The organism is Aeromonas bestiarum (genome assembly GCF_028751155.1).
GTDB lineage: Bacteria > Pseudomonadota > Gammaproteobacteria > Enterobacterales > Aeromonadaceae > Aeromonas > Aeromonas bestiarum.
On sequence record NZ_CP064746.1, the window covers coordinates 3982692 to 4003077 of the forward strand.

Sequence of the window (20386 nt, forward strand, 5' to 3'; positions counted from 1 at the left end):
CTCAGGCGCGACGCTGACGCACGGCTTCGAACAGGCAGACACCCGTTGCCACCGAGACGTTGAGGCTGGAGACGGCCCCGGCCATGGGGATGCTCACCAGTTCGTCGCAATGCTCGCGAGTCAGGCGGCGCATGCCCTTGCCTTCGGCGCCCATGACCAGCGCCATGGGGCCGGTCAGCTTGGCCTGATAGAGGTCGTGATCCGCCTCACCGGCGGTGCCGACCAGCCAGACGCCGCGCTCCTGCAACTCGCGCAGGCTGCGGGCCAGGTTGGTGACCTGGATGAGCGGCACCACTTCGGCGGCGCCACAGGCGACCTTGCGCACCACAGAGGTCAGGCCGCTGGCCTTGTCCCGCGGCACTATCACCGCATGGACCCCGGCCGCATCGGCGCTGCGCAGGCAGGCACCCAGGTTGTGCGGATCGGTTACCCCGTCCAGCACCAGCAGGAAGGGGGCGGTCTCTTGCACCGCCAAGCCGTCCAGCAGGCTGGCCAGATCGTGCTCGGCCAGCTTGGGTGCCTCTATCACCTTGGCCATGATGCCCTGGTGATTGTTGCCCTCGGCTTTGTCATCGAGCGTCTTGCGGTTCACGCTCTGCACCTTGAGACCGAGAGATTCAAGCTCGGTCAGCAGGGGTTGCAGCCGGTCGTCATCCCGGCCCTTGAGGGCCCACACTTCGATGAAACGCTCCGGGGTGCGCTCAAGCAGCGCGGATACAGCGTGAATGCCGTAGATCAGTTCAGTACTCATTTCGTGCTCTTGACCTTATCACGAGCCTTTTTGCTCGGTCGTCTGTTGCTGGGCTTGGCGCGGCCACCCTTGTCGGATTTGCCGATCTCCTTGCCCTCTTTGCGTTTTTCGTGGCGCTGGGCGCTCTTGGCCTTCTCTTTCTTGATCTCGGCCTGCTTGCGCGCCATCTCTTTGGCGTTCTTGCCGGTGGCCTGGAGCGGCTCTTCCACCATCACGAAGTCGATCTTGCGATCGTCCAGGTTCACGCCCATCACCTTGACGCGTACCTTGTCACCCAGACGGTAGCGACGGCGGAAGTTCTCGCCGATCAGCTGCATGTGCAGGGGATCAAACTGGTAGTAGTCGTTGGTGAGGGTGCTGACGTGCACCAGACCGTCGATGTGGATCTCCGCCAGACGGACGAAGAAACCAAAGCCGGTGACGCTGGCGATGACGCCGTCAAACTCGTCACCCACGTGATCCAGCATGTACTCGCACTTGAGCCAGTCGGCCACGTCGCGGGTCGCATCGTCGGCACGGCGCTCTGTCATGGAGCAGTGCTCGCCCATGGGATCCACTTCTTCCAGCTGGTAGTGGTAACCACCGCTCGGAGTCCATTTGTGGCGCAGATTGCCCTGCTGCTCCTTGGCCGTCTGGTACTTGATGGCGCGGTGCAGTATCAGGTCGGGGTAACGACGGATCGGCGAGGTGAAGTGCGCATAAGACTTCAGGGCCAGACCGAAGTGACCTATGTTGTCAGCCTGATAGACAGCCTGACGCATGGAGCGCAGCAGCATGGTGGAGAGCAGCTCCGCATCCGGACGCCCTTCAAACTTGGCGGCCAGCTCGGCAAAGTCTTTCGGCTCGGGCTCGAGGCCGCCCTTGAGCTCCAGACCCAGTTCGGCCAAGAAGTCACGGAAACCGGTCAGGCGCTCTTCGCCCGGACGGTCGTGCACCCGGAACAGGGCAAAGGCTTCGTTCTTCTCGATGTAACGGGCCGCGGCCACGTTCGCCTGGATCATGCACTCTTCGATGATCTTGTGGGCATCGTTGCGCACCAGCGGCACTATCTGGTCGATCTTGCGCTGGGCGTTGAAGATGAAGCGGGTCTCTTCGCTCTCGAATTCCACGGCGCCACGCTGGTGACGGGCGTGCTTGAGCGCCTTGTAGAGGTTGTTGAGCTCCTCGATGTGACCCACCAGCGGCTCGTACTGCTGACGCAGCTTGGGCTCGCCATCCAGGATCGCCGCCACCTTGCTGTAGGTCATGCGCGCGTGGGAGTTCATCACGGCTTCGTAGAACTTGTAACCGGACATGCGGCCGGCGGCTGAGATGGTCATCTCGCACACCATGCACAGACGGTCAACCTGCGGGTTCAGGGAGCAGAGGCCGTTGGAGAGTACCTCCGGCAGCATGGGCACCACGAACTCGGGGAAATAGACGGAGTTGCCACGCTGATACGCTTCGGCATCCAGCGCAGTGCCGGGCTTCACATAGGAGGAGACATCCGCGATGGCCACCCACAAGCGCCAGCCGCCACCACGCTTGGCTTCACAGAAGACGGCGTCATCGAAGTCACGGGCGTCTTCCCCGTCTATGGTGACCAACGGCAGGGCACGCAGGTCGATACGACCCTCTTTGGCCTTCTCCGGTACCTGTTCACCCAGACCGGCAACCTCCTTGGTCACCTCTTCCGGCCAGGTATGCGGGATGCCGTGGGTACGCAGGGCGATCTCGATCTCCATGCCCGGCGCCATGTTCTCGCCCAGCACGTCCAGCACGGTACCGACCGCATTGATGCGGGAGGTGGCGCGCTGGTTGATGCGCACCACTACCACCTGGCTCTGGCGGGCACCCTTGTTTTCCCCTTCGGGGATGATGATGTCCTGGCCGATGCGGCTGTCATCCGGCACCACGAAACCGACGCCATTCTCGACGAAGTAACGGCCGACGATATCCGCCTCGCGGGACTTGAGCAGACGCACCAGACGCGCTTCCTGACGACCCTTGCGGTCAATCTCGGTCGGCTGTACCAGCACGTAGTCGCCATGCATCAGACGCTGCATCTCGCGGTTGTTCAAATAGAGATCCGGTCCACCACCTTCCGGGCGCAGAAAACCGAAACCATCTTTGTGGCCGAGTACATACCCTTTCACCAGATTCAGACGATCCGGCAGGGCATAACATTGGTTGCGAGTGAATACCAGTTGCCCATCACGCTCCATGGCGCGCAGACGACGGCGCAAGGCTTCCAACGGCTCTTCGTCGGTCAGTTTGAGAGCCTTGGCCAGCTCTTCCCGGGACATGGGTTTTTCATGGCCCTTGATGAGCTCCAGCAGCATCTCGCGACTGGCGATGGGGTTTTCGTATTTTTCGGCCTCGCGTTGGAGGAAAGGATCTTTTTGAGACATAAGCAGGCCTTAGGGTAGGTAATAACGCAGACATTATATCGAAGGGGGGAGCTAATGGCATCCATCGGCTGCCTTTTGGCCAATCTCTCTGTCATACTATGCAAAGTTTGCAGGCATGATGAGACACGGAACTCATGAGCAAGGACTCGTTCGCCCAATCCGCCGCCTATCTGAAGCAGGCGGTTCCCCTGATGATCAAGTATCAAATTCCCACGACGCCGGATAATTACACCCTTTGGTATAACTATGTGGCCGCCAGCATGCCCGAGCTCAATCAGGCCATCGATCAGGCCATCAAGCTGCAGGGCACCTGCTCTCTCACCACCTGCGAACGGCTCTATCACCAGCATCTCGCCGCCGAGGACGAGCAGCAGATGGAGGCGATGAAGCTCACTCTGGCTGCCATGGCCAACGAGCTCGGCCATAGCATGCAGGATGCCATCTCCGACACCGGCATGTTCCAGGAGATGCTCGACAAGAGCTTCGATCGGCTGAGCCTCATCGACGATGAGGGGCTGAGCCTGGAGGATACCATGGGTATCTTGCGGGATCTGGTACGCGAGTCGCGGGATGTTCGCATGTCGACCATGCATTTTCGCAATCAGCTCAGCAGCGCCGAGAAGGAGATCAAGGAGCTGCGCGAGGCGCTGAATGAAACTCGCAAGCTGGCCAACGAAGATGCCCTCACCTCCCTGCTCAACCGACGCGCCTTCGATCTGGAGATAGACGGCCTGATCCGCAGCAAGCGCCCCTTCTCTCTCATTTTATCGGACATAGACCGCTTCAAGAACTTCAACGATGAATATGGCCATCTACTGGGGGATCAGGTATTACGCGCCTTCAGCAAGCGGCTGCGGGAAACCTGCAAGGAGGGCATCACCGCCTACCGGCTCGGTGGTGAAGAGTTTGCCCTGCTGGTGCCCATGCGCAGCCTGGCCCTGAGCCGCCAGATGGCCGAGAGCCTGCGCCGGGCCATCGAGAAAATGTCCATTCTGGATCGCAAGTCAGGCCGCCGCATCGACCACATCACGGCTTCGTTCGGGGTGGGTGAGTACAATGGCCAGGAGACGGGTGATGCCCTGGTCGAACGAACCGACAAGCTGCTCTACAAGGCCAAGGAGCTGGGCCGCAACCGGGTGATGCCGCTGCCCTCCTGATCCTTCCAGACAACAAAAAGGCCGGTCAATGACCGGCCTTTTTCATGCTTGCAATACCAGGCTTAGAGGCTTTTCAGCTTCTCTTCCGGCAGGGCCAGCTCGTCGTTGTGGTTGACGCCGATGCCGCGCTCCAGCACGTGGCGGGCGATGGCATGGGCCTCTTCCAGCGAGTGCATGCTGAAGGTGCCACACTGGTATTCGTTCAACTCCGGTATCTTGGCCTGATCCTGCACTGTCAGCACATCGGCCATGGCCGCTTGCCAGGCTGCGCCGACACGGGCCTCGTCCGGTGCGCCGATCAGGCTCATGTAGAAGCCGGTACGGCAACCCATGGGGGAAATGTCGATGATTTCCACCCCATTGCCGTTCAGGTGATCCCGCATGAAACCGGCAAACAGGTGCTCGAGGGTGTGGATGCCGCGCTCGGAGAGGATCTCCTGGTTCGGCACGCAGAAACGCAGATCGAACACGGTAATGGTGTCCTTGTTCGGGGTCTGCATTGTCTTGGCCACGCGTACCGCAGGGGCTTCCATGCGGGTGTGGTCAACGGTAAAACTGTCCAATAACGGCATTTCTGACTCCTGATTTGGTTACCAGAACCAGCCCCCGCTGGAGAGCTGATCCTTGCATTGTCGATACTGGGCGCCGTAGCGCTGGGCGCGAGCCTCTACCTTGCGGGAGGTCTTCATCAACCACCCCTTGCTGCGGTAGCTGCCACGCCGGTAGCCACCCCACCCTTCGTGATAGTTGAGATACTGGCCATAGGCATCCCACTTGGAGGTGCCATTCAGCCGCTGGGCCTTGTTAGTGTACCAGCCCATGAAATCGATGGCGTCGGCAAAGTCGTCGCGACTGCTCCAGCCGTTGCCGGTTTCCCGCTGGTAATCGTCCCAGGTTTCGTCTTTCACCTGGGCATAACCATAAGCGGAGCTGGCCCGCCCGGTCGGGATGAAGAGGAAGTATCCCATCGGCGGCTGGGCATCGTGTACGAAGGAGGACTCCTGGTACATCATGGCCATCACCACCTGGATCGGCGTCCCCCACTTCTCGTTCATCTCGAGTGCCGCCTTGTGCCACTCGGGTTTCTCCCGAAAGATCTGGCACAGGTTCTCCGGTTGAGCCGGCGGCCTAGTACTGCAGGCAGTCAGGCCGGCCAGCAGGCCGGCCACCGCAGCGAGGCGCATCCATGACATCAGCCGTGTTGCATCTTCGTTCTCTTGATCGTTACGAGGCACATGCATCACATCAAATCGCGTCTTCGTTCTCTTCGCCGGTACGAATGCGAATGACCCGTTCCACCTCGCAGACGAAAATCTTGCCGTCACCTATCTTGCCGGTGCGGGCAGTGTTCTGGATGGCTTCCAGGCAGGCATCGAGATCCTCGTCCTGCACCACCAGCTCCACCTTTACCTTCGGCAGGAAATCCACCATGTATTCGGCGCCGCGATAGAGCTCGGTGTGCCCTTTCTGGCGGCCGAAGCCTTTGACTTCGGATACCGTCATGCCGTTGATGCCGATCTCGGCCAGGGCCTCGCGCACATCGTCCAGCTTGAACGGTTTGATGATGGCTTCAATCTTCTTCATGGTGACTCCTTACCAGTTCTGTTTGCCAAACCCGGATGTGATGGGGTAACGGCGATCCTTACCAAAGTTGCGGGCAGTGATACGGGGCCCGACGGCGGCCTGACGGCGCTTGTATTCGTTGAGATCCACCAGCCGGATCACCTTGCGCACCACTGCCTCCTCGAATCCCTCTGCCACCAGATCGGCGACCGAGGCATCCTCTTCCACGTAGCGCTTGAGGATGGCATCCAGGATGTCGTAGGGGGGCAGGCTGTCCTGATCCACCTGGTCTGGCGCAAGCTCTGCCGAGGGGGGACGGTCGATGACCCGCTGCGGGATCACGTAATCGACCGAGTTGCGATATTCGCACAATTTGAAGACCAGCGTCTTGGGCACGTCCTTGAGCACGTCGAAACCGCCCGCCATGTCACCATACAGGGTGGCATAGCCCACGGCCATCTCGCTCTTGTTGCCCGTGGTCAGCACTATGCGCCGACGCTTGTTGGAGAGCGCCATCAAGAGCACGCCGCGGCAGCGAGCCTGCAGGTTCTCTTCCGTGGTATCCCGGGCTGTGCCGGCAAACAGCGGTGCCAGCTGGGTCATGAAACCTTCGAACATGGGCTCGATGGAGATGATGTCGAACTCGACCCCCATCCGCTCGGCCTGCTCCTTGGCATCCTCCACACTCATCTGGGCTGTGTAGCGGAACGGCATCATCACAGCCTGCACCTTGTCCGCCCCTATGGCATCGGCCGCTATGGCCAGGGTCAGGGCGGAATCGATACCGCCGGAGAGACCCAGCACGGCCCCCTGGAAACCGTTTTTGGTGATGTAGTCACGCACCGCCAGCACCAGTGCCTGATAGGTCTCGGCCAAGGGGTCGAGCGACGCGGCAGGCTCCCGTTCTTTCAGCGGCTGCCCGGCGGCAAAGTGCACCAGCGCCAGCTCTTCGGCAAACGGAGCCAATTTATGGGTCAGCTCGCCCCGACCATTGAACACCTTGGAACAACCGTCGAAGATCAGCTCGTCCTGGCCACACACCTGATTGAGATAGACCAGCGGCAAACCTGTCTGATGACAGCGGGTCGTCATCAGCTCATGGCGGATCCAGGGTTTCTCCTGATCGTAGGGCGAGGCATTGATGGTGAGCAGCAGCTCGGCTCCCGCCGCCTTGGCGGCCAGCGCCGGGCCCGGTTGCCACAGATCTTCGCAGATGAGCAGCCCCAGCTGATGACCACGGAAGGGCACCACGCAGCTATCCGTGCCTGCGGTGAAGTAGCGCTTCTCGTCGAATACTCCGTAGTTGGGCAGATCCTGCTTGAAGTAACGGGCGATAAGTTTGCCCTGCTCATAGAGAGAGGCCGCATTATGGAGCGCAGCCCCCTCACGCCAGGGGTGACCCACCAGAATGGCACACTTGCCCTGCCAGGCCGCGATGCGAGCCAGCGCAGCGTCGACCCGGATCATCAGATCGGCACGCAACAGCAGATCCTCCGGCGGGTAGCCGGTCAGGGCCAGCTCGGAGCACACCAGCAGATCAGCACCTTGCTGCTCGGCCTGGGCGGCCGCAGCCAGCACCTTGTCACAGTTATCTTCGATGGCGCCTACCGTCAGATTCAACTGGGCAAGCATCAGAGAGAGGGCTTTTGCCATGGCGATACATCTTAAAATCGAAAATGATGGGGAATGATAAAGAAAAGGCGCTGGCTGTGCCAGCGCCCAAGGCTCAAGGGGTGCAAGTCAGGTTGGCAGCGTTGGTGACGCCATTGTCCACCAGCAGGGAACAGGGCCCGCTCAACACCTGGTTGTTGGGCTGTGGCGTCATCTGCACGCTGAAAGAGGGCGGCTGCAGCATGTAGGTTGTGCTGCCCTGATTGGTGTAGGAAAGATTGATGGCCAGCGTCGCATTTTCCGGGGCCTCGCACAGATAGGCTGCGGGCTGGTTGTTCGCCTGCGGTTTGTCGATACGGCAGGTCGCCCCCGAGTTTGGCGTGCTGATGCTCAGGTTGTTGAAGGTGTTCTTGCTGCAGGCCTCTGGCGGGGCATTTTTACCATTACCCCGCGTCAAACACTCGATCCGCCCACCGACTTTGATGGTCGGTACCGTCTGCTGGCTTGCATCAATTTTCACCAGCATGTCGGCGCTCAATGCCAATGATTGATCCTGCGGGGAGATCAGGGAGGCGGTGATCCCCGAGTTCCCCTGATAGGCGGCGACCCGGATAATGACGTCCCGCAGTATCTGGCCGCTGTCTTTGGTCGATTTTTTCGCCGTCATGTAGCCGCGACTGTAACTGCCGAAATAGTAGTTATTGAGGTCCACCACGGTTTTCACCGCTTCATTGGTGACGGTCGCATAATCGGTGGCGCTGCCGGTCAACAGGGTCAGTGGTCCCATGGTCCACTCTGCCAGCATTGTCAGGTTGATATCCTGAAACGGTACCTTGGTCAGATAGTCAGTCGCGCTGGTGTCGATGCCAACCAGATAGACAGGGTCGAGCACGTCCACATAGATGCCGCGAGCGATGAGCTGCGCCGTGCCGGTACTGACTGTGATGCCTGTCGTGGTATCTCCCCCCGTCTCTGCATTGGAGGCCAGCCAGGCCGAAAAGTCGGTGATCGTCGGGAGCGTGGCGGAGGCGCCTTGCGTCCAGTTCAGGGTCGACTTCTGCCAGTCGATGTAAGTCTTGACCACGTACTTGATGTATTTCTGATAGCTGGCCTGATTGGCCGGCTTGGCCAGAAAATCGGCCGTGGTCACCACTACCTTGACCAGGTTCCAGTCTGGCAAGGGGCGATAGAAACCGTCCAGCCGGACAAAACGACAGGCGTCCACATATTTGCCACTGGTGACAGTGCTCAAGGCACTGTTGTAGCGCACCCGGCTGGTGTTGAGCGGAGCATAGAAGTTAGTAAAGCTGGAACCACTGCCATCGAAGTGATCCTTGCAACAGCTGGTACACAGCGTCGGCTGGCCATTGACGCTGCTGTCGAGCGTCCCGGCCGGCTTGCTCAGCATGGCGCCAGCTTTCCAGTAAAGTTGCTTGCTCGCCGAACTGTAGACCTGCCCCGGCAAATAGGCGGTCAGGCTGGAGCCATAACTGCATGAGCAGGAGACTGAGGCCATGTCCTGCAACACCTGCTGGGTGTTGCCTCCGGCCTCAGGCTTGTAAGTCACGGTTTCAAACTGTACCAACTTGCCGACCTGACCATCTTTGGACGTGACTGTGGGCAAGGGCTTGCTGGTCTCCTGCTTGTTGCCATCGCCCAGCTCAACCGAGATGACATCCGGGGCGACCCCAGGCGTATAGTTGACCTTGGGCCCCTGCCTTGCGGTGTTCAAGCCCCCGTTCAACTGATCTGTGCTCAAGGACTCTATCGGCGATACATTCCCGACAAGCTGCAGCGTATGGAATTGCCCTTCACTATCCGACCAGCCGACATTGACTGCCACCGCCTTTCTCCCCGGATAGCTGAGGCGATAGCCGGCTGGCGCAGTGCCTTGCCAGGTTGAGCCATTCAGATACTGATTGGTCACGGTCCAGGCCAGAGAATAGGGTTCCCCCGACAGGGTAACGGCGGCACTGGCCGAGGTGATCTGGTTGTAGGCCGTGAGCGGCGCCGTTGCCGTCATCACGCCATTGAAGTTGCGGAACTCATCGAGTTTTGACTCAGCCAGGCGCATCGCAGTCTCATAGCGACGGCCATCCTGTGAAACAGTCAGCGCCGACTTTGACATGGCGACCAGGCCGACAACCCCGACCCCCAGCACGACCAGCGTGATCAAAATCTCAAGCAGGCCAAATCCTTTTTGCCTATTCATCCTCATCTTCCTCTACCAGTCCCGCCAACTGCCGGGCACCTGATTGACGACCTGGAAAGCGGCGCCATTCGAGATGTTGCTCAATACATTGGCATCAAACTTTGCATCGTAGGTGCCGTTGGCATTTCCCAGCTGATAATTGGATACCATGGCGCCATGCACTATGGCCCCGCCGGTCAGCTTCACATCCGTACCGGCTGCGGCCGGGTTGGACGAGTAGGCAAAGACCAGACCGTACAGCACAGTGTTGCCATTCACCGCCAAATTGCCGTTGCGCACTATCAGGATCACGGGGGCGGCCTCTGAACCGACGTTGGCAGAAGGCTTGCAGTCGCCATCCACTATGATGAGCCCGGTCGAGGTGGGGCCTAGGGAGCTGCAATCGGTCAACCGCTGGGTGGCTCTGGCCTCCAGATTGGTCCAACCGGCAGCATCATCCTTTTCATTGAACAGATACCAGACCAGATCGGTCGGAAAGGCGGCATCGTTGTCCTTGATATCCGACTGCTTGTCCCCTTTCTGGCTGATATTGGCCGAACAGCCGCCGCTGTAATCCCCCTGATGACAGGTTTGCCCCGTGCCCGTAATGAGGTCGACGTTGCCACTGGTCCAGACCGACAGGGGCACCCCCAGCCCACCGCCATTGGGATTGGCCACTATGGTGAAGTTGCCGCCGACCGCCATGCCGCCGGCCACGGTCAAGGGAGCCGCTGGCGATCCCGCCAACACGTTGAAACGAACCACCTTGGTCTCTACTGCTGCCTGTGCCTGATCATTGCTCAGCGTCGCCTGGGAGCGCACCCGGATCGGAGTCACCACCACGGACCCCACGGTAATGGCCGTGTCATCCACTGACGAGAGTGTGTAGCTGCCCGTGGTCAGCATGGTTGTCGCCGAACTGGTGCGCCAACCCGGGTCCAGCGCCAGCCGCCCCAATCCATCCGCCATGCCCTGCTCTGCCATCGCCATGGCTTGACGATAGAGCACCTCATTGAGGGTCACCCGTCGATCGGCCACCAGCATCTTGCCGACCAGCAGTGAGATACCCAACAAGATCAGCACCAGCAGCAACGTGATGGTGAAGGTGGTAAAACCCGACTGTCGGCTCATATCAGTACCCATCATTACGCAGTTTGATGTCCCGCTGCAGATTCAGGGTCAGTGCGGGCGCAGACTTGAAGCGACCGCTCATCATCAACTGCAGTGCCCGCGCCCCGCTGACCTGGCTGCTCGGCAGCAACCTGAGGGTCATGGCGGTTATCTCTATGGTGTCATCGGTAGAAACAAGGCTGCCGTTGCCACATATCGTAGCGCCAGTCCCCTGCTTGATCCCCTTGTCAGCACTGCTGTAGCTGTAGACCAGGGTGTCATCCGTGTTCAGTACACCGTTCTCATCATTGTCATAGCGCACCCTGATGCAGGTATAGAGGCCGGAGCCCGTCGCCGTTTCATTCATCAGATCCGTTGCCGTATCAAAATAGAAACTGGAGCGGCTGCCGGATGTTGCGGCAAGAAATTGAGTCGCATTGGTGTCATACCCGGTTCGCTGGATATCGCGCGCTATCATGTCCGTCAGCAGCTGGATCTCCTGATTCAGGCGACTGGTCTGCATGGCGGTATGATTGGCCTTGAGGATGGTGGCGAACAGCGAGGTCACAGCCGCGACCAGCAGCAGCCCGGCCACCATGGCGACCATCAGTTCGACCAGGTTGAAGCCATGAGCCCTCAATCGCATGTCACCTCCCCGACCAGGTTGCTGACGGCACAGGTGCGTACCCGCCCGAGGTTGCTGGTCACCACCTTCATGCTGGCAACGGACGAGGCAACCGTGATGCTGCCGCTGGGCAGGGTGCCGCGACGGGGGGAAAACGTGATGGGACGCACCTGGCTCGATGATTCGGTATAGGTCGCCGTCAGGACAATGCCCGGGAACTCGCTGGCATCGGCCCCCTTGCGACCCTCGATACTGGAGCAAGTATCGCTGCAACTGCCGCAGGTCGCGTCGATGCTGATGCGATAGCACCAGTTGTTGGTGCCACTGTTGAACAGGATCATCTGCAAGTTGCGATTGCGCTTGAGTGCTTCGGACTTGAGCAACATCACATCCGTATAGACGGCCTGAGTCGCCGCCTTGACCATCTGGTCCTGGCGCAATGATTGATAGCTGGGGATGGCCACGGTCAACAGCAGGGCGACCAGGGCCAGAGCAACCATCAGTTCGATCAGGGTAAAACCGGCGGATCTGCCCTCTGTGCATTCCATTAGCTCAAGACTCCTTTCTTTTTGCTCATGCCAGTAGAGCGTACTGTCAGTACTATCCTATAGTATCAACCTGTTTCACGAACCATGCCGCCCATGAGAATCAAACAATCAGGTATCACACTGCTGGAGTTGATGGTCGTGATCGCCATCGTCGCCATCATTGCCTCTGTCGCCTACCCCAGCTTCACCGATGGTTTGCGCAAATCCCGCCGGGCTGAAGCCTTCAAGGGATTGCTCAGCATGCAGCTCAAGCAGGAGGAATACCGAATTTCAAACTCTGAATATGTTAATAAATCAGGGTTTGAAACAACTCCTTCTTTGCTCGGTAATCCCAGCAGTGACTATTACACCTTCGGGGTTGCATCGGGGGCGACCGCGACCACCTATACCCTGATCGCCACCACCAAAGGGGCTCAGGTCGGAGACAAGGCCGGCAGCACTGCCTGCGATACCCTGACACTCAACAAGGCCGACACCAAGACCCCAGCCGATTGCTGGTAACAGGCGACCGGTATCGACGTACTACCAGCACTCCGCCGCCGTCATGGTGGCGCCTGACACCCCTTGCTGCCCGCCCTGATCCAGGGTCAGCAGGCCGCAGGGGTCACCATTCATGGCTCCGGTTGGAATCGCCGTCAGGGTATAACGGCCCCCGCTGGCATTGAGCGCCAGGTTGTAATAAGCCTCTCCCCCCTCCTTTGGCAGGGTCGCCAGTCCGGCAGAGGCCAGATTCCCGCCATCATAATTGCCCTCCGCAGTAAACTGCCGCTCCAGATATTGCGCGGCCTCCAGCAAGGCCGCCTTGGCTTCGGCCCGCTTGGCCGAGGCGATGTAGTTGTTGTAACTGGGGTAGGCGATCACGGTCAGGATGGCCATCACGGCCACCGCAATCATCAACTCCATCAGGGAAAATCCACGCTCCATGCCAGCCTCTAGTCCAGTTGCAACCAGGATTGACGACCACCCAGATCGCCCGCCCCCTCTTCCAGCGTGACCGAGATGTTGCCACTGGATCCGCTGATGTATTTACGCTCCATGTCTGCATCCTCCACCACGCTTGGGGTCGTGGTGAGTTCGTCAAATTGCTTGCCACTGACCGGCACCTTGACGTCATTGCCGGCATCATCCTTGATCCCCACATAGTCATCATCGTTGACGGCACCGTCACCATTGACGTCGAACACCGAGTAGGTCAAACGGGCCCCCGACACGGGATCCAGCTCCATCAACCAGGAACGGCCGCCAAAATCACACGCATCTGCCGAGGGGATCAAGGTGTTGAAGATCAGCCGCTTGTTCCGAAACAGCATCTCGGAGACGGCGCGCTCCCCCACTCCTTTGCTCAGTCCGGGTGACTTCAAGACCAGGTACCAGCCCTTCTGGCTGGTGTAGTTGACTGCCTTGCTGGACACCACCCGCACGTTGAACTTGATGCTGGTGCCATTGGCCGAATACTCGTGGGTGATGCTCTGTTGCAGCAACTGGCTGCTGCTCACCTCGGCCCCCGCGTCCCAGATGCCATAGACGGCCTCCAGCCTCGGAGTTGCAGGCAACAGCTTGTCATCGTTGGTGAAATAGCTCCCCGTCCCCATCAGCACCATGATGCCCCCCTTGGGATGGCGGATCGCCAGTGGCCGCATGGTAATGGGTTGGCGCGTACTGGCCGAGCAGGTGCCATTGCAGGCCTGGAACAGCGGCTTTGGCTTGTTGCCGGTCTTGAAGGCGCTGCCCCACTGAGCGCTGTTGTTGTCGGTCAGATCGAACTTCCACAGGTTGCCCTGCAGATCGCCGGCATAGACATAATCAGCCACCCGATCGCCATCCTCATCCACCGGCAAGGGCGATGAGAGACCGTTCGGTTCGCTGGCCGAGCCCACCTGGGTATCTATCTCCTTGATCACGGCGCCGGTCGCCAGATCCAGTACGAACAGGCGCGCCGTCTGGCTGGTGCTGTTGTAACCGTTGGCCACCAGCGCCACCCATTTGTTGCCGGACTTGACCCGAACCAGGGTCGGTGCCGCCAGCGCCACTCCCATCTCGGCATTGGTGAATTCCCACAGCATCTTGTCGGCGCTGAAATTGTCCGGTGCCGTCACATCGATGGCGAATACCGCCTTGCCACCGGCCCCCGTCGACCCCAGCAGCACCGTCTTCCAGCTGCTGCCAAGATAGGCATCGCCCACCTTGGCAGTACCATCGACATAGTAACGATGACTGTAATCCGGCTTGGTCAACAGGCTCAGATCTCCCAGCAGGCTGGCAGGAATATAGGCCAGGGTCTCCACCCCGTTGGCGACCCTGAAACCGTGCAGCATGCCGTCATTGGCCCCCACGTAGAGCATGGGAGTGCGGCTGCGGATGGCCGTCGACCCGAGGAAACTCTGATAACCGTCCCGCTCCGCCTGGGTCAGACCGGTGGCGCTGCCGTAGCCGTAATCCCGGCTGCCGACATAGACGGGATCCGAGTTGATGATGTCCCCCAGCAGATCGCTGCGACTGCGAAACAGGCCGCCATTGCTCTGTTCACGGCTGCGATCACCGCGCAGATAGGCGACCCGGTTCTCCCCCTGGTTGTCGCCGGCGATGTTGAACAGGGCGCGGTTGGTGGCATTGAGATCGGTCCAGGTAAAAGGGATGCCGACCCCGTTTTGCCGGGTGAAAATAGTGCGGGCCGAATGCGCCGGGATCAGGGTCGCCGCATCCCAGGCCATGGAGCCCAATGAGCCATCGCTGTTGAGCGGAATGGAAACCAGTTGTCCCGACCAGTCCCCGCTGTTGTAACGGGCCTGATAGATGTGGGTATTGCTGTCCAGCCGGGTCGCGTTGGCGGTCACCGAACTGGCTGAGCTGTTGCGGGCCGCGATCTGGGCCAGGGTGCTGCTCAGGGCCGCGGCAAAGGTGTCGGGGTCGGCCGCACTGAAGAAGCTGCCCTTGCTGTTGAGTGCCGCATGCCAGAGATCATCGATCTTGTACTCCGGAATGTAGGTCGGGTTCTTGTACTCCTTGTCATCCGGATCATGGGGATTGGGCCAGCTGCTCGGGATGCCGTTGGCCGGATTGAGCGAGCCATTCACCCCCAGCCCGACGGTGAAATTGACCAGATGCTGCCAGTTGGCGGGATCCGCCGTGCTGGTCGGCACCTTGTTGGCCAGATCGGTGCGCAGATCCGTCTTCCAATACTGGTAGGCCACATCGGCCAGGGTATTGCTGTAACCGTCCTTGTCCTGATCCCCCACCGAAGGGGTGTCTCCGTTCCAGTAGCCGTCCGTCATCAGTATGTTGTAACTCTGACGGCAGGTGAGGTGCGGCAGAGTGCTGCCCGCACTGGCGGCCCAGGGGCCATTGTTGTCCGTGCGGGAGAAGTACTCCCCCACATCCTTCAGACTGGTGCGTAGCGGTGTGCCGGACGCCAGAATGTCGCGGCTGTAGAGGTCACTGAAAAATGCGCTGCGATCGGTGCCGGAGAAGGGGGCCACGCCACGGATCACGCTGCCACTGGCGTTGATGGTGGCAAAGCCGACCCGGATGGCCTGCCCCTGACTGGCAAAGGCCCGCCCAACCCCGGCCCTGGCCGCCAGGATCCTGGAGCGATAGTAGGTATACCAGTTGGCGAAGTTCTGGATCTCCTCGTCATAGGTGCAGACGGGCGCGCTCTTGCAGTCGCTGCGGTTGGGGCGTCCGCCATAGGTGCTGCCCGACTTGATCTCGACCCGGGTGTAGCTGCCCACCTTCTTCACATCGCCACTGCCCTTGTAGGCAAAATAGACGGCGGGCCAGAACGTCTCGTCATCGTTGTAGTCGCTGGAGGAGAATCCGGTGTAGTAACGCAGCGATCTAGACCGGTTGTTCTTGGTCAGGTCACGGCAACCGGCGGCCGTATTGAATGGATTGTGCGGCGCACAGCTGATGCTGGCATTCGCCATCAGGGTGCCATCCGCCTTGACCCAGGGGCGGTAGCTCTGCAGCGGGTTGTAGTAGAGCTTGTTGTTGTTGCTAGAGCGGGTATAGGCGTTGCGGTCGTTGTTGCTGGTGAAGGTGACGGTCCGGTTGTCATAGTCCTCGCTGCCATACACGTTGTCGACGCGGGGATAGACGTAGCGGGCGCTGTTCTCGATCAGCCCCTCCGGCATCAGCTCGAAGTGCATGGAGCCGGAGTCATCGAGGCTGAACATGATGTTGGGCTCGGCCCGGGTACCGAGATAGAGGGGAACCTGGGCAATATCGAGCGCGGCCTGCACCGGCGAGCAGAGCAGCAGGACCGAGAGTCCGTAGCCAGATGTGCGCATGGGTTGCCCTCCTAGCGGCTGTAGGTCGATTGCAACAGCACCCGGCTCTCATCCGAGAGACCGAATCCCCTTGCCGTGATGCGATAGAGGCGACGCTCGCCTATGGGTTCGTCGACCGCCAGACTCTCATTGCCAGCCTGGGTGTAGGGCAGTCGCTCGATGAAGTACTCGGGGGCGCGCCCCGCCAGACCGCTGTTGGCATAGGTACGCCAGGCCGTGGAGGGAGACGCGGGATCCACCGCCACGCTGACGAACTCGTACAAACCGGCGCTGTTGTCATAGGGGCCTGAATTACCGGCTTCCAGATAGCGCTCGGCGGCACGCAAACCGGCCTCCGCCGCCTGCAGCGCCTGCTGCGACTCCTTCTGGTTGCCCGCCATCTTCTCCTGCAACAGTGCGCCCTGCATGCTGGTTATCGCCAGCAGGCTCACCATGGCCAGAAAAATCAGGCTGATCACCAGTGCCATTCCCTGTTGTCGAGGCATCATGGATTCCATCCTCATGGCAGCCGGTTGCGCAGGGCGACCGTGGTCTCGGCCACCCAGTACCAGTGATTGTCACCAGCCTGGAAGGTCGAGCCCGCAAAGCTCAAGGCCTGGGGCGCGGAGACCAGATTGCCCTGAGCGCTGCGCATCAAGAGCTGGACACCAATCCCCAGCACGTTGTCCCAGTTCGGATTGCTGGCGGCGCTCACGTAACGATCCGCCGCCCGATCCCGGTTCTGATCCTCGCCGAAGGTCAGCTGGATGTCGGTCACCCCTTCGACCAGCGGCATGCCGGCGGCGAGACCACTCTTGCGATAGAGGATGTAGGGGGCGGTGGCCGAGGCCCGGGCAATGTAGTAGATCCGGGTCTCCATCCGGCTCAGTATCGAACCGGCACCAAAACGCTCCTCGACCGGGCTGCTGGCCCCGCCCCAGGAACTGATAGCATTGCCTGGGGTGTATTTGTTGTCATTGGAGTGACCTATGTTGACCTCGGTCCCCGCCCCCACCACCTGGGTCTGGGTGATCTGGAAGATCCGGGCCTTCTGGCAATCGGAGACCATGACTATGTCCCCTTCGCACAAGTCGCTGTAGCCCTGCTTGCCGGTGCCGCAGTAGTTCGCCTTGCTGGAGATCTGCTGCACGAACAGCTGGGCGGCGCTGTTGTTGCGCGTCACCGGCACCCCGGCCCCGGTTGGCCCCTGGATCAACAAGACGTCGCTACCCGGCCTGGGCTTGGGCTCGCCTGCGGTGAACAGGGCCGACAAGGCGGCGGGCAGAGTGGCGGTGACATTGTCATAGCCGCGCAGATAGACGGTGAAGTTGTAGGGCAGTGCAGTCCCGCCGGTGAGGGTATTGGTAATGTTGACCCCCTGCTTGCTCAGACAGCCCTGATAACCCACCATTCGCAGCTCTTTTTGCAGCAGGTTGACGGCAAATCGGCTGTCTTCCTGCACCCGGGCTATGGCCTCGCCGGTCAGATAGGTCTTATGGTTGCCGAGAAAAACCTGAATGATGATGCCCACCGTCAGCAGAGACAGCACCAGGGCTATCATGACCTCCACCAGACCGACCCCGGCCTGCCGTCGCAGTGACATGCGCCCGCTCATAGATCCGTCCTCAGCGTCATGCTGCGCAACGAAGGCTCGGTCGGCAGCCGGCTGGCATCCCACTGGATGGTGATGGTGGCCTGCCCCGCGCTGATCACAATGGCGCCATCGCCGCTCGGCAGACCGGTCAGCGCCTGTTTCCAGTACTGCAGATCCAACATGGCCATCGAGCTGCCGGAGACGGCCTCCCCCAGCCCCACATTGTACTGGCCGAGCAGGGCCGCGCTGCGATTGGCCCGCATCATGTCGGTGATCATGTAGGCGTACTGGGTCGCCTCGGTGCGGGTCAGCGCCGACTGGTTGCTCTTGAGTGCCTGCAGTTGCAAGGTTGCCATGCCGAGGATGCCGATCGACAGCACCAGCACGGAGATCAGGATTTCGAGCAGTGACAGCCCTTGTTGACGCTTCATATGCAGCTGGTCTCCTGGATGGAGGGACGGCCGGCGGGGGTGATCATGATGTCCCGTGCCGGCTCGGCGGCACAGTCTGGTGGTTGCAGGGAAAACACCAGCGTCACCTGCTGGCGGCCATCGAGAAAGCCGTTGCCACTGAAACGCAAGAGCGAGGTGTTGCTGACCAGAGTGCCTGACCCCATGTCGGGGAAGAGGCGCAGCAGCTCACCGTTATCCAGGGTGCCATTGCCGTTGCTGTCGACCCAGATCTGCCAGCCCGACTCCCAGTGATGCTGGGTAATGTTGCTGGCTGTGGCGGAGAGGGTCACCGCCGTATTGCGGCGAATGGCTTCGGAGCGGGCAAGGTTGATGGCGGCCACGAAATTGTTGGCCTGGGTGGTCAACGTGATGTTGCGCAATACCGCGCTAAAGGAGGGGACTCCCAGGGTCAGCAGGATCGACACGATCGCTATGGTGACCATCAGCTCGATAAGGCTAAAACCTGAACGCAAAAACATCCTGTTTCGCTCTGATTTCGTTGGGGGCTTGCCTGCATATCCATGTGCCATCAAGCCAGATGAGAAGATCATCAGCAGTCTAGACTGCGGCTCTTCGCTTGCAATTCAATCTACTCAAATCTTGGACATACATCATCAATTTTCGCTGGGTTCCTGCGGCATCCGGGTAAACAAGATTCATAAGAATCGTGCATAAAAAAGCCACCTCGCAGGAGGTGGCTCGGGGACCCATCATCTCATCCCGACCAACAGGATGCGGATCAGAGGATCCGCAGCTCGAGCGGCACTTCAAACACCACGTTCTCTTCGCGACCCGGGTGCTCGACAACCATATTGCCGCCCAGCTCGCGCAGGCGGGCGATAACGTTCTGCACCAGCACGTCCGGTGCCGAGGCGCCGGCCGTCACCCCGATGCGCTCGACCCCCTCCAGCCAGCCGGTTTCGATCATGGAGGCATCGTCGATCAGGTAGGCGCGAGCCCCCACCTTCTCGGCCAGCTCGCGCAGACGGTTGGAGTTGGAAGAGTTGCGTGACCCGACCACCAGCATGGCATCTACCAGCCCCGCCATCTCCCGCACCGCATCCTGGCGGTTCTGGGTGGCGTAACAGATATCGTCCTTGCGCGGCCCCTGGATCTTGGGGAACTGCTTGCGCAGGGCGTCGATCACATCCGAGGTTTCATCCACACTCAGGGTAGTCTGGGTGACGAAGCAGAGATCATCCGGATTCTTCACCTGGAGTTTGGCCACATCGTCCGGCGTTTCCACCAGATACATGCCGCCTTCGCGGTTCTCGTACTGGCCCATGGTGCCGATCACCTCGGGGTGACCCGCGTGACCGATGAGCACGGCTTCGGAGCCCTTGCGACTGGCGCGATGGACTTCCATGTGTACCTTGGTCACCAGCGGGCAGGTGGCATCAAACACCTTGAGGGCACGGGACTTGGCCATCTCGCGCACCGTCTTGGCCACGCCGTGGGCGGAGAAGATGACGATACTGTCGTCCGGCACCTCGTCCAGCTCCTCGACGAACACGGCCCCCGCCTCTTTCAGCTTGTTCACCACATAGCGGTTGTGCACCACTTCGTGACGGACATAGATGGGAGCACCGAACTTCTCCAGCGCGCTCTCGACTATGCTGATGGCACGATCAACGCCGGCGCAGAAACCGCGAGGATTCGCGAGCAGAATATCCATCAGTGAACCTCTTCCTCGTCATCAACGCCCAGGATCTCCACCTCGAAGGTGACGGTATGACCGGCCAGGGGGTGGTTGAAATCGACCGTCACCGACATGCCTTCCACCGCCCGTATGATGCCGGGCAGCTCGCTGCCATTGGGCTGGTCGAAGAGGATGATGGTGCCGACCTTGGGCTCCACCTCGGCGCCGAACTTGGCTCGATCCAGATGGTAGATGTTGTCGGGATTGGCGAGGCCGAACGCCTGCTCCGGCGCCAGGGTAAAGCTCTTGGCGTCGCCCTGTTGCAGGCCCAGCAGGCACTGTTCGAAGGTGTTGGTCAGGCTGCCATCTCCCATCCGCAGGCGGGCCGGTTTGCCGTGCAGCGCTGTGCTGTCAGCAACCGAGCCGTCTTCCAGCTTGATGGCGAAGTGAAACAGCACGCTGCTGTTGGCCGTAATTTCGGCGGCGATAG

The 20386-nt window shown here is 60.3% G+C and carries 20 protein-coding genes; 2 read left to right on the forward strand and 18 right to left on the reverse strand.

Features of this window, described 5'->3' with window-relative positions; all coding sequences use genetic code 11:
• Position 1: 1 nt before the first annotated feature.
• Together rlmB and rnr are read right to left on the reverse strand one after the other, a co-directional pair.
• On the reverse strand, positions 2-751 hold the full coding sequence (gene rlmB / locus IU367_RS18325) for a 23S rRNA (guanosine(2251)-2'-O)-methyltransferase RlmB (RefSeq protein WP_241278979.1): 750 nt from the start codon (positions 749-751) through the stop codon (positions 2-4).
• On the reverse strand, positions 748-3141 hold the full coding sequence (gene rnr, locus IU367_RS18330) for a ribonuclease R (protein ID WP_098980771.1): 2394 nt from the start codon (positions 3139-3141) through the stop codon (positions 748-750). Before rnr ends, rlmB begins: the two co-directional genes overlap by 4 nt.
• A 134-nt stretch (positions 3142-3275) precedes the next feature.
• On the opposite strand from rnr, the gene IU367_RS18335 reads away from it, so the two are divergent.
• Complete coding sequence (locus IU367_RS18335; RefSeq protein ID WP_181003604.1) at positions 3276-4298, forward strand: GGDEF domain-containing protein; 1023 nt, start codon at positions 3276-3278, stop codon at positions 4296-4298.
• A 62-nt stretch (positions 4299-4360) separates the two neighbouring features.
• Here IU367_RS18335 and luxS read toward each other — a convergent pair whose 3' ends face one another.
• The 8 genes from luxS to IU367_RS18375 all read right to left on the reverse strand — a co-directional run bounded on the left by luxS (position 4361) and on the right by IU367_RS18375 (position 11946).
• Entirely contained in the window at positions 4361-4870 is a 510-nt protein-coding gene (gene luxS, locus IU367_RS18340; RefSeq protein WP_241278978.1) for an S-ribosylhomocysteine lyase, read from the reverse strand.
• Between the two features lie 18 nt (positions 4871-4888).
• Positions 4889-5482 (reverse strand): transglycosylase SLT domain-containing protein, encoded by a 594-nt coding sequence (locus IU367_RS18345; protein WP_274454398.1) that lies wholly within the window; start codon positions 5480-5482, stop codon positions 4889-4891.
• A gap of 61 nt (positions 5483-5543) precedes the next feature.
• Positions 5544-5882 carry a nitrogen regulatory protein P-II gene (glnB, locus tag IU367_RS18350; protein ID WP_005308848.1) on the reverse strand — a complete coding sequence of 113 codons (339 nt, stop codon included), beginning with the start codon at positions 5880-5882 and terminating at the stop codon, positions 5544-5546.
• A gap of 9 nt (positions 5883-5891) precedes the next feature.
• Positions 5892-7514 (reverse strand): NAD+ synthase, encoded by a 1623-nt coding sequence (locus tag IU367_RS18355; RefSeq protein ID WP_274452688.1) that lies wholly within the window; start codon positions 7512-7514, stop codon positions 5892-5894.
• A gap of 73 nt (positions 7515-7587) precedes the next feature.
• Entirely contained in the window at positions 7588-9684 is a 2097-nt protein-coding gene (locus tag IU367_RS18360; protein ID WP_274452689.1) for a type IV pilus modification PilV family protein, read from the reverse strand.
• A 12-nt stretch (positions 9685-9696) separates the two neighbouring features.
• Positions 9697-10794: a PilX N-terminal domain-containing pilus assembly protein gene (locus IU367_RS18365; RefSeq protein WP_274452690.1), complete on the reverse strand. Its 1098-nt coding sequence runs from the start codon at positions 10792-10794 to the stop codon at positions 9697-9699.
• A gap of 1 nt (position 10795) precedes the next feature.
• Positions 10796-11419 carry a PilW family protein gene (locus tag IU367_RS18370; protein ID WP_274452691.1) on the reverse strand — a complete coding sequence of 208 codons (624 nt, stop codon included), beginning with the start codon at positions 11417-11419 and terminating at the stop codon, positions 10796-10798.
• Positions 11410-11946 (reverse strand): GspH/FimT family pseudopilin, encoded by a 537-nt coding sequence (locus IU367_RS18375; RefSeq protein ID WP_274452692.1) that lies wholly within the window; start codon positions 11944-11946, stop codon positions 11410-11412. The genes IU367_RS18370 and IU367_RS18375 overlap by 10 nt, the downstream gene beginning before the upstream one ends.
• Positions 11947-12039: 93 nt before the next feature.
• Here IU367_RS18375 and IU367_RS18380 point away from each other — a divergent pair, with 93 nt between their 5' ends.
• Positions 12040-12447: a type IV pilin protein gene (locus IU367_RS18380; protein WP_274452694.1), complete on the forward strand. Its 408-nt coding sequence runs from the start codon at positions 12040-12042 to the stop codon at positions 12445-12447.
• Positions 12448-12468: 21 nt separating this feature from the next.
• Here the strand turns inward: IU367_RS18380 and tppA are convergent, their stop codons facing one another.
• The 8 genes from tppA to fkpB all read right to left on the reverse strand — a co-directional run bounded on the left by tppA (position 12469) and on the right by fkpB (position 20384).
• Positions 12469-12870: a type IVa pilus pseudopilin TppA gene (tppA, locus tag IU367_RS18385; RefSeq protein WP_274452695.1), complete on the reverse strand. Its 402-nt coding sequence runs from the start codon at positions 12868-12870 to the stop codon at positions 12469-12471.
• Positions 12871-12878: 8 nt separating this feature from the next.
• Positions 12879-16232: a pilus assembly protein gene (locus IU367_RS18390; protein WP_274452696.1), complete on the reverse strand. Its 3354-nt coding sequence runs from the start codon at positions 16230-16232 to the stop codon at positions 12879-12881.
• 11 nt (positions 16233-16243) lie between these two features.
• The gene (locus IU367_RS18395) at positions 16244-16720 is read right to left on the reverse strand and encodes a pilus assembly PilX family protein (protein WP_274452697.1); all 477 of its coding nucleotides are present in this window, start codon (positions 16718-16720) and stop codon (positions 16244-16246) included.
• Positions 16721-16731: 11 nt separating this feature from the next.
• Complete coding sequence (locus tag IU367_RS18400) at positions 16732-17826, reverse strand: PilW family protein (RefSeq protein ID WP_337999319.1); 1095 nt, start codon at positions 17824-17826, stop codon at positions 16732-16734.
• Positions 17823-18236: a type IV pilus modification protein PilV gene (pilV, locus tag IU367_RS18405; RefSeq protein WP_043141549.1), complete on the reverse strand. Its 414-nt coding sequence runs from the start codon at positions 18234-18236 to the stop codon at positions 17823-17825. The genes IU367_RS18400 and pilV overlap by 4 nt, the downstream gene beginning before the upstream one ends.
• A complete protein-coding gene (gene tppE, locus IU367_RS18410) occupies positions 18233-18736 on the reverse strand; it encodes a type IVa pilus pseudopilin TppE (protein ID WP_043141552.1) in 504 nt (167 codons plus the stop codon). Before tppE ends, pilV begins: the two co-directional genes overlap by 4 nt.
• 260 nt (positions 18737-18996) lie before the next feature.
• Complete coding sequence (ispH, locus tag IU367_RS18415) at positions 18997-19932, reverse strand: 4-hydroxy-3-methylbut-2-enyl diphosphate reductase (protein WP_274452699.1); 936 nt, start codon at positions 19930-19932, stop codon at positions 18997-18999.
• The gene (gene fkpB / locus IU367_RS18420; RefSeq protein ID WP_216640194.1) at positions 19932-20384 is read right to left on the reverse strand and encodes an FKBP-type peptidyl-prolyl cis-trans isomerase; all 453 of its coding nucleotides are present in this window, start codon (positions 20382-20384) and stop codon (positions 19932-19934) included. The genes ispH and fkpB overlap by 1 nt, the downstream gene beginning before the upstream one ends.
• Between the last annotated feature and the right edge of the window lie 2 nt (positions 20385-20386).